Below are 14,328 nucleotides of genomic sequence, written 5' to 3' on the forward strand. Positions count from 1 at the left end.
GCCGGTACACGCTGCGTACCGGCCGGGTTTTTAAAACGTCTTTGACCGTCAGATCACGCGCTCACGAAGCCACGCCGAGCCCAGGTCGATCAGGCTCACGATCACGATCACCATCAGCAACACCGCTGCGGTCTGCGCATAATTGAACGAGCGAATCGCCTCGTACAGCACCACACCAATGCCTCCCGCGCCCACCATGCCGACCACCATGGCCGAGCGCACATTCGATTCGAACCGGTACAACGCGAACGATATCCATAGCGGCATGACCTGCGGCAACACGCCGTAAAGCACTTCATCGAGACTGCTTGCGCCGGTGGCGCGCACGCCTTCGGCAGGACGTGCGTCGATAGCCTCGACCGCTTCCGCGAACAGCTTGGCGAGCACGCCGGTGGTATGCACCCAAAGCGCGAGCACGCCGGCGAACGGCCCAAGCCCGACCGCCACGATGAACAGCATCGCAAAGACCATCTCGTTGATTGCGCGACAGGCGTCCATCACGCGCCGCACGGGCTGGGCAATCCACATCGGCGCAATGTTGTAGGCCGAAAGCAGCCCGCAAGGCACCGCGAAAACCAGCGAGAGCGCCGTGCCCCACACCGCCACGGCAAGCGTCACGATCATCTCGTGAACATACGTGCGCCAGTCGTGAAAGTCCGGCGGGAAAAAATCCCGGCCAAACTGCACCATGTTGCCCGGATCGGCGAAGAGATCGAGCGGACGCATGTCGGCGCTATGCCACGACAGCCCGAGAACGGCTATGAACGCGACCCAGCCGAACATCGAGAGCCAACTGCGCTTGGGTACATGCAGTTCGGGCTTGATGATTCGTGGGCGGGCCTCGGCGCCGTCGAAGGAATAAGCGTCGACAGGATGCTTCACTTCGCCGCCACCGTGTCCAGTTGCGCCAATTTCTGGTCGAGTGCGGCGATCTGCGCTTTCTTGTCTTCATCGGACATATGCGCGTCGTTCCGGATTTGCTCTTTCTTCTGGAACAAGGCCATCTGACGGATGGGAATCAGTTGCGCGTCGGTAGAATCCGCAAAGCCCGACAAGCCCGTGATGGCTTCCATGATCGCCTTCTCGTGCGGATCGGTCTGGGCGTAGTGATCGAAGAAGTTACGCAGCTTGTCCTTCGTCGCTTGCGGCAGGTCACGGCGCCAAACGAGCGGGTCCGAAGGAATCAGCGGCGACTTCCACAATATGCGCACGCGCTGCAGCAGTTCGGGATGCTGTTGCCTCAAGGTCTCCACCATGTCGGTGTTGTTGGTCGCGATGTCCACGCGGTTGTTCACCACGGCCAGCATGTTCGCTTCATGGCTCGATGGCAATACGCTCTTGAAGTCGCTGCGCACCGAGATGCCGTTCTTCGCGAACAGGTAATACGAGGGCACGAGCGTGCCCGACGTGGAGTTCGGATCGCCGAAACCAAGATTGATGTCGTGCGGGTTCTTGAGCACCTGGTCGACGGTCTTCCACTTGCTGTTCACGTTCGTGATCAGCAGCGAGTAGTACCCGGCTTCCCCGCTTTTGTACTTCACCTTCGCGAACACTTCGCCGTTGCCGCGATCCACCGCTTCAATGGCCGACGCATTGCCGAAGTAGCCAATCTGCACCTTATTAAAACGCATGCCTTCGATAATCCCGGCATAGTCGGTGGCGAAGAACGGTTTGACTTCCAGGCCGGTCTGCTTGTTGAGGTCGTCTATCAGCGGCTGCCAGCGCTGCTTGAGCGCTGCGGAATTGTCGGTCGAGATAATCCCGAAGTTGATGGTTTCGGCAAGCGCTGATTGCGAGGCGAAACATGCGGCAAGCGAGGCGGCGCATATCGCGCCGGCCAAGATAAGACGGGTTGATTTCATTGAATGGATCCAGGTTTGGAAAGAAGCAGGAAGTCGTGCAATCAGGAACTTGCCGCCGACGCAAATGCCGCAGAGCGAGCCGACGCGCCTTCGGGCCGCGCTGCAGCGCGCTCCATGGCGCGTTCCATATGACGCGATGCATCGGTAGCGGTGTTGGTATCGTTCAGCAGTTCTTCGGCCGCCGCACCATACAGATCGCGCAGCAGCGCCGGCGTGAGATGCGCGGAAGGGCCGTCATACACCACGCAGCCATTGCGCAGCGCGACCGTCCTTGCGCAATACTTCATCGCGATATCGATCTGATGGAGCGACACCACGACCGTCAGTCCATGGTCTTCGTTCAGCGACTGCAGCAACTCCATCACGCGGCGCGAAGACTCGGGATCGAGCGACGCGATGGGTTCATCAGCGAGGACAATACGCGCTCGCTGAACCAGCGCACGCGCCAGTGCCGCGCGCTGTTGCTGCCCGCCTGACAAGGTGCTGGCGCGTTCATTGACATGGTCGCCAATGCCCATGGCGGAGAGCGAAGCCATCGCCAGTTCCTGCTCGGCGCGGGGAAACCGGCCGACCAACCGCCGCCACAGCGGCACGCGTGACAGCGCGCCGAGCAGCACATTCGTACGGACCGTGAGACGCCCAACGAGATTGAATTGCTGGAACACGAAGGCGACATCGCGGCGAATCCTGCGGACTTCACGCGCCACCTTGCCGTTCTCTTGAATAGGCCGTCCAAGCAGCGTCACATGCGAAGGCGCCGGGTCGGACGCGGTAAATCCCGCAATGTGCCGCAGCAGTGTTGACTTGCCCGAACCGGACGCACCGATCAGCGCGACCATTTCACCTTCAGCGACTCGCAGGTCGATGGAGTCGAGCGCCTTGCGGCCGTTGTTGAACGTCTTGCACAGGCGTTCGATGCGAATTGCATCCATGATGTCCTCACTATGACGCCTGAGATTTGCAGCGTCGTACGGATTCTAGGAATGCAACATGACGACGCGGTGACGCTAGCAAGTCGTCTAGATGAATACACAAGTTCAGGCGCTGAAACACCGCATGGAGACCGTCCAGGACACGTCAGCTTTTCAATATCCATTTAAAAATCTAGAATGGCTCGTCCCTTGCATTTCATCTTGCGGGAGCGCGGCGTGCTCCTGAAGCCCTGACAACGCTGCGCTAGTTCAACATTTGTCTTGAGCGTGCTGGCGCGGCGTAAGACAATCCATTTCGTCTGATGAAATTATGGACATGTGATTTTCAGCTTCGGAAGTTCAAACAAATAAATCGGCCCCGGACACTGCAACCACAGCCGACAGCCTTCACTCGCACGAATGAGACTGCTAAAACCGACCGCCGACATGCTTACATCCCTGCTTCCGCCGCCCGTTACATCCCCGCTTCGCCAGCGTTTTCACCGCCGTTCCATGGAACAGCAAAAGCCGCTCTCCACGGTCACCATGGCTTTTACCGTCGTCGCTTTCCTGATTTTCGTGGTCGCACGCGCTCATGTGACGGGCATCGAGCTGCCGCTCTGGCCACGCCTGATGTGCGCGCTCGCGTTGTCGCTGCTCGTGGCCGCCATTCCCAGAGCGCCCTCCACGTTCGTGTTCGGCCTGATCGGCGCGGCCTACGTGGTCGTGCTGCAGATTGGCGTGATGATCAACGTGACCGGAGTCGAACAGCCGCTCTACTGGATGCTGCCTGCCGGCATGGTCGTGCCCATCTGCGCGGCACCGCTGTGGCTGACGCCACGGCATTTCGTGCTCGGCACGATCGCGTTTTATCTGGCCGGCATCCCGTTTGTGTTCGCGGTGCCGTTTACGCACGACGACTGGGTGTTGTGCGCGATGTGGGTCGCCATTGGCATTCCGACCGCGACGACATTTCATTTCGGCTTCTACTGGTTCCGGCTCAATCACTTTCTGCTGGAAGAAAAGCTCACGGCGCAGGCGGCAACCGATCCATTGACCCAGTTGCTCAACCGCCGCGCGTTTCTGGAGCAAGCCGAGCAGATGCTTGCCAGGCCACGTACCGGCGGCGAGATCGTCAGCGCCATTTTTCTCGACGTCGACCGGTTCAAGTCGCTCAACGATCAATACGGCCACGCGCGAGGCGACGACGCGCTGATGCAGGTCACGCAGGTAATCAAGGACGCAATCCCGCCGGAAGCGATTGCCGGCCGGCTTGGCGGCGAGGAATTCGCCGTGCTTGTTCCTGCTGCCGGACCTCACTACGTAACGGAGCTTGCAGACTCCTTGCGAATTCGCATCGCAGGCATTCTGCGACCGGACGGCTTCCTGACCGCAAGCTTCGGCGTAGCGCATCGACGTGATCACGAGAGCGCCATTTCGCTTCTGGACCGCGCGGACGAAGCGCTGTTGCGGGCAAAACATGCCGGACGCAATCGTGTGTTCGTGGAGCGCGCGTGCAGCGTCGCGCGCGTGCGGGCAACCGCTATTGACGAAGACATCGATACGAACCCGCATGGGGCGAACGATCTCGAAGCCGGGGGAAACACCGTCAGGCAGTGGGGCGCGTTTGAACTTTCCACGCATTTCCAGCCGCTCTACAGCTTGTCGCATCAGAAGCAGGTGGGCTTCGAAGTGCTCTTGCGTGGCCACGATCATGAAGGCAAGCCCGTCGAGCCTGGCGTGCTGTTCGCTCCACAGTCGAACCCCGATGTGACCGAACTTGATTCGCTTACACATCACCTGCACTTCGACAATGCACGCAAGCACCTGCCGCGCGACGCGTGGCTGTTCGTGAACGTCGCGCCCTCTACCTTCATCCAGGCCGGCTACGAGCAGACGCTTTCGAACATGGCGGTCGCAGCGGGACTCAATCCCGGCAGTATCGTGCTCGAGATACTGGAATCAGATGGCGTGAGCGTGGAAGAACTGGCGCTGGCCGCGTGGCGATATAGGGGATGCGGATTTCTGATCGCTGTCGACGACTTCGGCGCGGGCCATTCGAACCTCGACCGCCTGCTGCGAATCCAGCCGGATTTCGTGAAGCTCGACGGCGAATTGATCCGCGCGAAAAGCCGTGCGTCCGATCAGCCGTTGCTCTCGACCATTGTCGCGCTGCTGCATCGCGCGGACATGCTCGTGGTCGTGGAAGGAATCGAGACGACCGAGGAACTCGTGCTCGCGGTCGAATCCAACGTCGACTTCGCTCAAGGGTTCCTGCTCGGCAGACCCAGCGCGAGCATACCGGTCCCGGACGCGGTGATGCGGCGCATCGACCACGCATTCGATGTGATCGCCGAAGGCCGCAGCGCCCGCGCAAGCCGGTTCGACGCGCAATTGTCCCCGTACCTTGCGATGGTGAAGGCAGCGGCGGCGGCGTTATCGAATGGCGCCGCGATTGGCGACGCCATTGCACCCATGACCGCGCTCGCGCTCTGCAAACGCTGTTTCGTGCTCGATCATACGGGCCGTATCGTGGGCCAGGAGTTTGTGGGGCATGCAGCGCCGAATGGCGATTTCAGGCTCGGCCCGTTGCTCGCCACGCAATCGGCGCGCTGGGATCACCGGCCTTACTACTGGAAAGCGGTGGCGAACATGGGGACGGCGGTGTTTTGCCAGCCGTACCTGTCGCTTACGAGCGGCCGCGCTTCGGTGGGCGTGACAATGGCCTTGCTGCGCGACGGCAAGGTGATGGTCGTTGGCAGCGAACTCGACTGGACCTCGCCGCACCTTGCATGGCCGGCGGTTGAGTGAAGGGCGTCGGGAAGAAGACCGCCGCGAAGGCTCATGTGCCTGGCGCATCAGGGCTAACACCCGCCGCCTGGCGATGGTGCCCCGGGCCGCAGGTCTGTATCCTCCGGATATCGTGAAGGGAACGGCTGGAATGAATCCATAACGCCAGCGTCCTTCATTAGGCATTGACAGGGTGAATAACGACACGGTCCCGTTCACCCGAATCCGGCAGATACAGCCGATCCTGGAACGTATTAAAGCAATGACTGACTCGACCCTCAAGCGCTTTTCCGACCCTGAGACTGCAGGGGTGTATCGCGCGATCCACGAGCGCCGCGACATGCGGCATTTCATCGATACCCCCGTCGCGCCCGAACTCATGGCGCGCTTGATCGACGCCGCACATCACGCGCCGAGCGTCGGTTTCATGCAGCCCTGGCGCTTCGTGCGCGTGACCGATCGCAGCATGCGTCTCGCGTTGCACGACATCGTGGAAACGGAGCGCCGGGCAACGGCCGCGGCGCTCGAGGAACGCAGCGATGAATTCATGCGGCTCAAGGTCCAGGGCATCCTGGACTGCGGCGAAGTGCTGGTAGCGGGCTTGATGGAAAACCGGGAGCGGCATATCTTCGGCCGCCGCACCCTGCCGGAAATGGACCTTGCGTCGGTGGCGTGCGCGATCCAGAACATGTGGCTCGCGGCTCGCGCGGAGGGACTTGGGCTGGGCTGGGTATCCCTGTTCGATGTAGCGGCGCTTCAACGCTTGCTGCATATGCCGGCGGATGCCAGGCCGGTCGCGATCCTCTGCATTGGCCATGTGCAGCATTTCTACGACGAACCCATGCTTCAGGCCGAGGGCTGGGCGAAACGCATGCCCACGGCGCGGTGTATCGAGGAAAACCGTTGGCCTAGCGCGGCGGATCGGGAATAGTCCAGCCCGCTCAATGCATCTTCTTGCTCCCGATCAATCGTGCGATGTAATATGACGTCTGATAACGTATGAGCTTGCCGCATACTCAGGTTTTCCAACTCAAACCGCATTCAAGCGATTACGCAAGAGGAAGCCCTCATGACAGCGCCTACGCCCAACCTGTCGCAACCGCCGCAACCGCCCCGCTCGTCCTTGTCGTCGTCCTATCAGTCGCTGCCCAACACGTTTCGTCAGTCGGTCCTGAAACAGGAGACGCAGATCGGCTGCTGGGCGTCGCTCGGCAGCCCGATCACGACCGAGCTGCTTGGCATGCTGGGCTTCGACTGGATCCTGCTCGACGCCGAGCACGCGCCCAATGACGTCCTCACGCTGATTCCACAACTGATGGCGCTGAAAGACAGCCGCAGCGCGCCCGTGGTGCGCCCGCCAGCCAATGAGAGCGTGATCATCAAGCGGCTGCTCGACAGCGGTTTCTTCAACTTCCTGATCCCCTTCGTGGACAGCGCCGCCGACGCCGCCCGCGCGGTTGCGGCCACCCGCTATCCGCCGCAAGGCATTCGCGGGGTCTCGGTGGGTCATCGGGGAAATCGCTACGGCACCGTGCCCGACTACCTCACCACGGCGAACGACAATATTTGCGTCATCGTGCAGATCGAAAGCCGCAAGGCAGTCGAATCAATCGATGAAATCCTGGCGGTCGATGGCGTCGACGCCGTGTTTCTCGGACCATCGGATCTGGCGGCGTCATATGGACATCTCGGCCACGCGAATCACCCAGACGTGCAGCAAGCTATCGCGCACGTGTTCGAGCGCGCCCGTGCCGCCGGCAAGGCAAGCGGCACGCTTGCGCCCGTGCAGGCGGAAGCCGAACGCTACCTCGCGATGGGTTGTCAGGTGATCGCCGTATGCGCGGACATGGGGCTGCTGCGCAACGCGGCACAAGCCGTGCAAAAACATTTCATGCAGAAGTAGCATGACCGCACACCCGCATTTTCCTGGAGGATGACATGCAAAAAGCAGGCTTTATCGGACTTGGCATCATGGGAAAACCCATGGCCGAGAACCTCGTCAAGAACGGCGTCGCGCTCGCGGCGTTCACGCGCAGCGGCGTGCCGGCCGAACTGACTCAGGCCGGCGCGATTGCTTGCGACAACCCCGCCGCGGTCGCCGCGCAAGCCGACGTGCTGTTCATCATGGTGCCCGATACGCCCGACGTGGAGCGCGTCCTGTTCGGCGAGAACGGCGTGGTAGCAGCATTGCGCCAAGGCCAGATCGTGGTCGACATGAGCTCGATCTCGCCCATTGCGACACGCGAGTTCGCGGCCAAGGTCCGCGAGCGCGGCGCGGAGTATCTGGACGCGCCGGTATCGGGCGGCGAAGTGGGCGCGAAGGCGGCGTCGCTGACCATCATGGTGGGCGGATCGCAAGCCACGTTCGATACCGTCAAGCCGCTCTTCGACATGATGGGCAAGAACGTCTCGCTGATTGGCGAAGTGGGCGCGGGACAGGTCTGCAAGCTGGCGAACCAGGTGATCGTGGCGGCGACCATTGAAGCAGTGGGCGAGGCGCTGCTGCTGGCATCGAAGGCGGGCGTGGATGCCGAGAAAGTCCGCCGTGCGCTCATGGGCGGATTTGCGTCGTCGCGCATTCTGGAAGTGCACGGCGAGCGCATGACCAAGCGCACGTTCAACCCGGGCTTTCGCATCGAATTGCATCAGAAGGATTTGAACCTGGCGTTGTCGACCGCGCAATCGCTGGGCGTGTCGCTGCCGAATACCGCGACCTGTCAGGCCTTGTTCAACGCGTGCGCGGCGCATGGCGGCAAGGCATGGGATCACTCGGGCATGGTGCGCGCGCTCGAGTATCTCGCCGATCACGAAATCGGCCAGGACGCCGCCGGCTGATTTTCCGGCGCATAAAAAAGGGCATCGCGTGGTGTTTCGCGGCGCCCTTTTCTACGTCATTCCCGCTCAGCCCTTCGTCACGCTCGCCGGCAAATCGCGGCCGTGGTACTTCTTGTAGATCGTGTTGAGGTTGCCGTTTTTCTGGTTTGTGCTGACCCAGTTGTTGACCCATTCTTTCAGTTTCGGCTCGTCCTTGTTCATTGCAATGCCAAGGTCGAAATCCTTCTGCGCGAATTTCAGTTCGAGGTTGCGGTTCGGGGCGCGCTTGACCATCTCGCTCAAGTTCGACGGCGTGCTGGAGAACAGGTTCACCTGCCCCGTCACCACCGAGGTAATCAGCGTGGCGTCGTCTTCATAACGCTGGATCTGCGCGCCCTTCGCCTGTTGAGTCGTGAGCGTGTCGTTGACGGTGGCGCGCGTCAGGCCAATGGTCTTGCCATCGAGATCAGCGTAGTTCTTGACGTTCTCGCTTTTCGTACCGCCCACGATGATGGTGATGACCGCATAGGGAATCGAGAAATCCACGACCTTCGCGCGTTCCGGCGTGATCGAGAGATCGGCGATCACGAGGTCGGCGCGCTTCGCCTGCAAGGTCGGCACGCGTGCGGCGTTCGTGATCTGCACGAGTTCTAGTTTCACGCCCAGGTCTTTTGCAAGCGCTACAGCGGTATCCACATCCGAGCCCGCGGGTTGCAGGTTGGCATCGGCGAAACTGAAGAGCGGCGTGCCCATTGCAATGGCTACGCGGATCTTGCCCGCCTTCTTGATGTCGTCAAGCTGGTCCGCCATGGCGCTGTGCGCCACGCCTGCGAGCAACAAGGCAGCCACGCAGCCGCGCATGAGGAATCGGTTGGTTTTCAAAGCAGTCTCCATTCTTATGGTCGGTCAAAAGGTTTGTGTGAGGCTGACGCTAAAACTACAGGCCGTTGTTCAGGAACGTGCGCAATTCAGGTGTCTTCGGCGCGTCGAGCATCTCGCCGCTGCCGACTTCCCATACCTTCCCCTGATGCATATAAATGATGCGGTCCGCCACGCGCTTGGCGAACGCCATCTCGTGGGTGACGAGCAGCATGGTCATGCCGCCCTTTGCAAGATCTTCCATCACGCGCAGCACTTCGCCGGTCAGTTGCGGATCGAGCGCGGAAGTCACTTCATCGAACAGCATGACCTTCGGCGACATGGCAAGCGAGCGCGCAATCGCAACCCGCTGCTGCTGGCCGCCAGAAAGCTGCTCCGGATAGGCGCCGGCCTTCTGGCCCAGGCCCACTTGTTCGAGCACGCCCATTGCAACGCGGCGGGCTTCGTCGCGGCTCATCTTCTTCACGTGGCGCAGCGCCAGCATGATGTTTTCTTCAACGGTCAGATGTGCGAACAGGTTGTAGCTCTGGAACACGATGCCCACTTCGCGGCGCAGTTGATGCAGATCGACCTTGGGATCATCCACACGAATGCCGCACACTTCAATGGTGCCGCGATCGATCGTTTCGAGCCTGTCGATACACCTGAGCGCCGTACTTTTTCCCGAGCCGCTCGCGCCGATCACGGCGATCATCTCGCCCTTTTCCACTTCCATTGAAACGCCCTTGAGCACCTGGTTCGAGCCGAAGCTCTTGTAGACCTCTCCGAGCTTAACGATTGCCGACATTGAGCTTTTTCTCCATCGATTGACTCCAGCGCGAGAGCGGATAACACAGCGCGAAATAGAAGACCCCGACCAGCCCGAACACCAGGAACGGCTGAAAAATCGAGTTGTTGATGATCTGGCCGGCGCGCGTCAATTCGACAAAACCGATGACGGATGCAAGCGATGTCATCTTGATGACCTGCACCAGAAAACCGACTGTGGGCGGCAACGCAAGCCGCAGCGCTTGCGGAATGATCACGAGGCGTAAGGTCTGCCAGCGCGTGAGCGACAGGCACTCGGCGGCTTCCCATTGCGGTTTTGGCATGGCGTCTATACACCCGCGCCAGATGTCGCCCAGATACGCGCTCGTGTAGACCATCAACGCGAGACCCGCCGCCACCAGCGCCGGCACTTCGAAGCCATACACCGACAACCCGAAGTAGACGATGAACAGCAGGATCAGCAGCGGAATGCCCTGAATCGCCTCGATATAGACCATCGCCGGACGGCTCAGCCAGCGGCGTTTCGAAATGCGCGCGAGCATCACCCCGAAACCGCCGATACTGCCCAGCACGAAAGCAAGCGCGGACAACACGAGGGTCCACCAGATGGAATGTACGAGATAGAACAAATGTGCCGTGGTGAAGCCGCTGTTCATGCCGCACCTCCGGGAATCACGGTATCGATCCGGCCTTGATCGGGCACGGGTTTGCCCGCCCGTTCGGCGGCCTTGCGCATGACCCGCTTGCGCTTGAACGCCACTTCGCCAACCGCCCACGCCGCGAGCTTGATCAGGAGCGACAGCGCCAGATACAGCAGCGCCACCACGATATACGTCTCGAGCGAGCGGAAGGTATCGGACTGCACGGTATTCGCGGTCGCGGTCAGTTCTTCAGCCGAAATCTGCGAAGCGATAGCGGACGCCTGCATCATCAGCAGGAACTGGCTGGTAAGCGCCGGATAAACCTTTTCGATGGACGGCTGCAGCATCACATGCCACCCGATCCTCCAGCGCGACAACCCAAGACATTCCGCCGCCTCGATCTGGCCGCGCGGCACGGATTCAAGCCCCGCGCGAATGATCTCGGCCGCATAAGCGGCTATGTTGATGATCATGGCGAGCGCCGCCGCAGTGAAGGTCGGCATGCGCACGCCGAAACTGGCGAGCCCGAAATACAGCAGGAAAATCTGCACGAGAAAAGGCGTGTTGCGCACGGCCTCGATATAGATCGAGCACACACGCGACAGAAACGGGTTCTTTCCGCGCTTGGCGAACGCGACCAGCGTGCCGGCAATTACGCCGAAGAAAACCGCTACCGTTGTCATCTTCAGCGTGAGCCACGCGCCTTTGAGGAACACCGGCCAGTACGGAAGCAACGGACTGAAATCGAGATGGAAATTCATCGCAGCAATGTCTTTGGTTGTGACGAACGCGGGTTGTGGCACGCCGCTCGCGCCCGGCTCACGCGTTATTGCGCCGGGCTTGTTTTAGGTCTTCATACGGCAACAACACCCGGGCATGGCGGTTTATTCAAAGGGCCCGGTCGTGGTGAACGCCCCGCCCTGCAATATGGCCACGGCGCTCCCGGGCGCGGGCGCCGGCTGCGCTTCGACCTTCTCGCGGAACGGTTCCGACGAATCCCGCGGGGCAAATCCCAGCTTTCCCGCGTATCTGTTATCCCACCATGTGACCAAGTTGTCGGACATCCCATATACGACAGTATGACCGACGTCCGGCGTAAAAAGACTGCGTTGTAGCAGGTCGAGCAAATCGTCATAGCTCAGCCAGCTTGCCATCATGCGGCGGTCTTTCGGCTCCGGAAAAGCCGAGCCAATGCGAATGCTGACCGTCTCTATGCCATAGCGGTCGAAGTGGAACTGCGCCACGTCTTCGCCGAACGATTTCGACAAGCCGTAATAGCCATCGGGACGCCGCAGCGCGCGTGCATCGATCTTCTCGTCCTGTCGGTAGAACCCCGTGACGTGATTCGAACTGGCAAAAATAATCCGCTTCACGCCGTGCTTGCGAGCCGCTTCGTAAAGGTTGTAGACGCCCTTGATATTGGCTTCCAGCACTTCCTCGAAGGGTCTTTCCACCGATACCCCGCCCAGATGGATCACCGCGTCGCAGCCCTGGACCAGTGCATCGACAGCCTGCTTGTCCGACAGATCGCAAGCGATGACTTCTTCGTTGGAAGCGGCTTCGGGCGGCAGCGCCGCGGCAAGATCGGAGACCCGGATGGTTTGCGCGAAAGACGCCAAGCGCGGGCGGATAACTTTGCCAACGCCGCCGGCGGCGCCGGTCAGCAGCAAGCGGTGGAAAGGACGAAAGGGGCGAATGTTGTCTTGGTCGGCCATGTGAGCCTGTCTCCGTTAAGCGCGGCTGATTGGAACGTGAAGAACTCCGTTGCAATCGCATCAGCCGCCTAAATCGTATCTCATTGTACGTTGTCATATGACTATAGCGTGCATATAATCATCCGCACATGCGTTTGTCAACGATTCGCGAACATTATCCCAATCGAGGTCGCCGTGCTCAGATCGTCCAATGCGCTTTTCGAACCGTCGGGACAGCCTGCTGCGAGGCGAAGTCTGACAACAGAACTCGTCGATGCGATACGCCTTCAGATCGAATCCGCGGAACTGCGGGTGGGTGACCGCCTCGCGACCGAGGCGGAGATGGTCCAGCTCTTCAACGTGAGCCGAACGGTCGTGCGCGAGGCGCTGTCGAAACTGCAGGCGGCAGGACTCGTGGAAACCCGGCATGGGATTGGCACGTTTGTCGCCGAAACTCAGCCGCGATCCCTCTTCCGGCTCGATCCCGAGGATGTGGCGGGTTCCATCGACGCCCTGGCCGTCCTGGAACTTCGGATCAGCCTGGAAACCGAGAGCGCGGGACTGGCGGCGGCCCGATGCGATAAAACGCAGATTGCCGAGATGCGGCAGGCGTTGGTTGAATTTGAGCACAACGTGGGCCAGGCAACCGAGACCATTTCGCCCGATATCCGCTTTCACCTTGCGGTCGCAAACGCGACGGGCAACCGTTATTTCGTGGAGATCCTGACGCACCTCGGCATGCACATGATTCCGCGCACGCGGATCACACGAACGCAGATTCCGCCAGCGCAATACGCCGAATACCTGACGCGCGTGAACCGCGAACACGAGCAGATTTGCGACGCCATAGAACGTGGCGACGCCGACTCGGCGCGTACCGCCATGCGCCTGCATCTGATCAACAGCCGCGAGCGCTTGCGCCGTGCGCAGGAAAATAGCTGAGGGCGCTCAACGCTTGGGCGGCGCGGCCATCGACGCACGTTGAGTGAGCGTCACGGGAAACTCGCGATAGATAGGATAAGACGTCCCATAGCATGTGTTCAGCAGCCAGCGGACGGCGTTCTGCGTGAGGTCGGCCGTTGGAATATGAACCGATGTCAGACCCGGCGCGGAAAACGCGGCCGAGTAGTCGTCGTCGTAACCCACCACCGAGACGTCATGCGGCACCGAAATCCCCGCTTGCTGCAGGCATGACAACGCGCCTATTGCCATTGTGTCGTTGGCGCAGAACAAACCCGTGAAGCGCCTTTTCGAAGCCAGCAGTTGCCGCGCCGATTCATATCCGCCCTCTGGCGAAAAATCGGATTCGATCATCTGCACGTCGTCCCGGCCAATCCCATGGCGCACCAGTTCCTCGAAGAATCCGGCAAGCCGGGCCTGGTTGTCGAAGGCCATGAAAGGCCCCGAAATCACGGCGATCTTCTTGTGCTTGTGTTCAACGAGCGCCTGCGCCGCCAGCGTCCCGCCGCGATGATGATCGGGACAAAACGATGCCTCCGGCATCTGCGCGAAATCGCGGTTGAGGAATACCATTTTCGGATGCATGCGATGCAGCATGATGAGGTCGTCGTCATGCAGGTCATGGCTCGTGACCACAACCCCGTCGCAATCGCGGCCGATCAGGAACTGCACGGCATCCACTGCCTGATCGCGCGGGGAATCGTCGCCGCAGCCCGTTGCCACCACCACATGCCGATGCACCTTGCGCAGTTCGGTATCCGTTTGCTTGAGGATCGTGCCGTAGTACGGACCGTGGAACGACGGCACGAAAATGCCGATCATGCCGAGCGATTGCGTGGACAACGCCCGGCCTATGGATGACGGCCGGAAATTGAGTTCCGCAATCGCCGCCTGCACGCGCGCGAGGGCGGCGGCCGAGACGGGTCCGCGCCCTGAAATGGCGCGCGATGCCGTTGACATGCCTACGCCGGCGAGAACGGCGACGTCCTTCAGGGTTGCCACTTTGACT

The 14,328-nt window shown here is 60.8% G+C and carries 14 protein-coding genes; 5 read left to right on the plus strand and 9 right to left on the minus strand.

The window, feature by feature from the left end:
• Window positions 1-48 precede the first annotated feature (48 nt).
• The 3 genes from phnE to phnC all read right to left on the minus strand — a co-directional run bounded on the left by phnE (window position 49) and on the right by phnC (window position 2,794).
• Window positions 49-783: a phosphonate ABC transporter, permease protein PhnE gene (gene phnE / locus ACRWA7_RS09455; protein ID WP_099050613.1), complete on the minus strand. Its 735-nt coding sequence runs from the start codon at window positions 781-783 to the stop codon at window positions 49-51.
• Between the two features lie 95 nt (window positions 784-878).
• Window positions 879-1,862, minus strand: coding sequence for a phosphonate ABC transporter substrate-binding protein (gene phnD, locus ACRWA7_RS09460; RefSeq protein ID WP_438392440.1), 984 nt, complete (start codon window positions 1,860-1,862; stop codon window positions 879-881).
• Between the two features lie 41 nt (window positions 1,863-1,903).
• The gene (phnC, locus tag ACRWA7_RS09465; protein ID WP_438392441.1) at window positions 1,904-2,794 is read right to left on the minus strand and encodes a phosphonate ABC transporter ATP-binding protein; all 891 of its coding nucleotides are present in this window, start codon (window positions 2,792-2,794) and stop codon (window positions 1,904-1,906) included.
• Window positions 2,795-3,220: 426 nt separating this feature from the next.
• On the opposite strand from phnC, the gene ACRWA7_RS09470 reads away from it, so the two are divergent.
• From ACRWA7_RS09470 to ACRWA7_RS09485, 4 genes are all read left to right on the plus strand, one after another.
• Window positions 3,221-5,584, plus strand: coding sequence for an EAL domain-containing protein (locus ACRWA7_RS09470; protein WP_438392442.1), 2,364 nt, complete (start codon window positions 3,221-3,223; stop codon window positions 5,582-5,584).
• Window positions 5,585-5,825: 241 nt separating this feature from the next.
• Window positions 5,826-6,494 (plus strand): 5,6-dimethylbenzimidazole synthase, encoded by a 669-nt coding sequence (gene bluB / locus ACRWA7_RS09475; protein ID WP_438392443.1) that lies wholly within the window; start codon window positions 5,826-5,828, stop codon window positions 6,492-6,494.
• A 138-nt stretch (window positions 6,495-6,632) separates the two neighbouring features.
• Entirely contained in the window at window positions 6,633-7,466 is an 834-nt protein-coding gene (garL, locus tag ACRWA7_RS09480) for a 2-dehydro-3-deoxyglucarate aldolase (protein WP_438392444.1), read from the plus strand.
• A gap of 35 nt (window positions 7,467-7,501) precedes the next feature.
• Window positions 7,502-8,398, plus strand: coding sequence for a 2-hydroxy-3-oxopropionate reductase (locus ACRWA7_RS09485; RefSeq protein ID WP_438392445.1), 897 nt, complete (start codon window positions 7,502-7,504; stop codon window positions 8,396-8,398).
• Window positions 8,399-8,464: 66 nt separating this feature from the next.
• On the opposite strand, the gene ACRWA7_RS09490 is transcribed toward ACRWA7_RS09485, so the two are convergent.
• The 5 genes from ACRWA7_RS09490 to ACRWA7_RS09510 all read right to left on the minus strand — a co-directional run bounded on the left by ACRWA7_RS09490 (window position 8,465) and on the right by ACRWA7_RS09510 (window position 12,380).
• The gene (locus tag ACRWA7_RS09490) at window positions 8,465-9,238 is read right to left on the minus strand and encodes a transporter substrate-binding domain-containing protein (protein ID WP_099050612.1); all 774 of its coding nucleotides are present in this window, start codon (window positions 9,236-9,238) and stop codon (window positions 8,465-8,467) included.
• A 76-nt stretch (window positions 9,239-9,314) separates the two neighbouring features.
• Entirely contained in the window at window positions 9,315-10,043 is a 729-nt protein-coding gene (locus ACRWA7_RS09495) for an amino acid ABC transporter ATP-binding protein (RefSeq protein ID WP_438392446.1), read from the minus strand.
• Entirely contained in the window at window positions 10,027-10,680 is a 654-nt protein-coding gene (locus tag ACRWA7_RS09500) for an amino acid ABC transporter permease (protein ID WP_060858653.1), read from the minus strand. Before ACRWA7_RS09500 ends, ACRWA7_RS09495 begins: the two co-directional genes overlap by 17 nt.
• Window positions 10,677-11,426: an amino acid ABC transporter permease gene (locus ACRWA7_RS09505; protein WP_438392447.1), complete on the minus strand. Its 750-nt coding sequence runs from the start codon at window positions 11,424-11,426 to the stop codon at window positions 10,677-10,679. The genes ACRWA7_RS09500 and ACRWA7_RS09505 overlap by 4 nt, the downstream gene beginning before the upstream one ends.
• A gap of 123 nt (window positions 11,427-11,549) precedes the next feature.
• Window positions 11,550-12,380, minus strand: a complete 831-nt coding sequence (locus tag ACRWA7_RS09510) for an NAD-dependent epimerase/dehydratase family protein (protein WP_438392448.1) — start codon at window positions 12,378-12,380, stop codon at window positions 11,550-11,552.
• A 174-nt stretch (window positions 12,381-12,554) separates the two neighbouring features.
• On the opposite strand from ACRWA7_RS09510, the gene ACRWA7_RS09515 reads away from it, so the two are divergent.
• The gene (locus tag ACRWA7_RS09515; RefSeq protein ID WP_438392449.1) at window positions 12,555-13,301 is read left to right on the plus strand and encodes a FadR/GntR family transcriptional regulator; all 747 of its coding nucleotides are present in this window, start codon (window positions 12,555-12,557) and stop codon (window positions 13,299-13,301) included.
• A gap of 6 nt (window positions 13,302-13,307) precedes the next feature.
• Here the strand turns inward: ACRWA7_RS09515 and ACRWA7_RS09520 are convergent, their stop codons facing one another.
• A complete protein-coding gene (locus tag ACRWA7_RS09520) occupies window positions 13,308-14,321 on the minus strand; it encodes a LacI family DNA-binding transcriptional regulator (protein ID WP_438392450.1) in 1,014 nt (337 codons plus the stop codon).
• Window positions 14,322-14,328: the final 7 nt, after the last annotated feature.

The sequence above is a fragment of the Caballeronia sp. DA-9 genome, assembly GCF_051615025.1.
In the GTDB taxonomy this organism is placed as follows: domain Bacteria; phylum Pseudomonadota; class Gammaproteobacteria; order Burkholderiales; family Burkholderiaceae; genus Caballeronia; species Caballeronia sordidicola.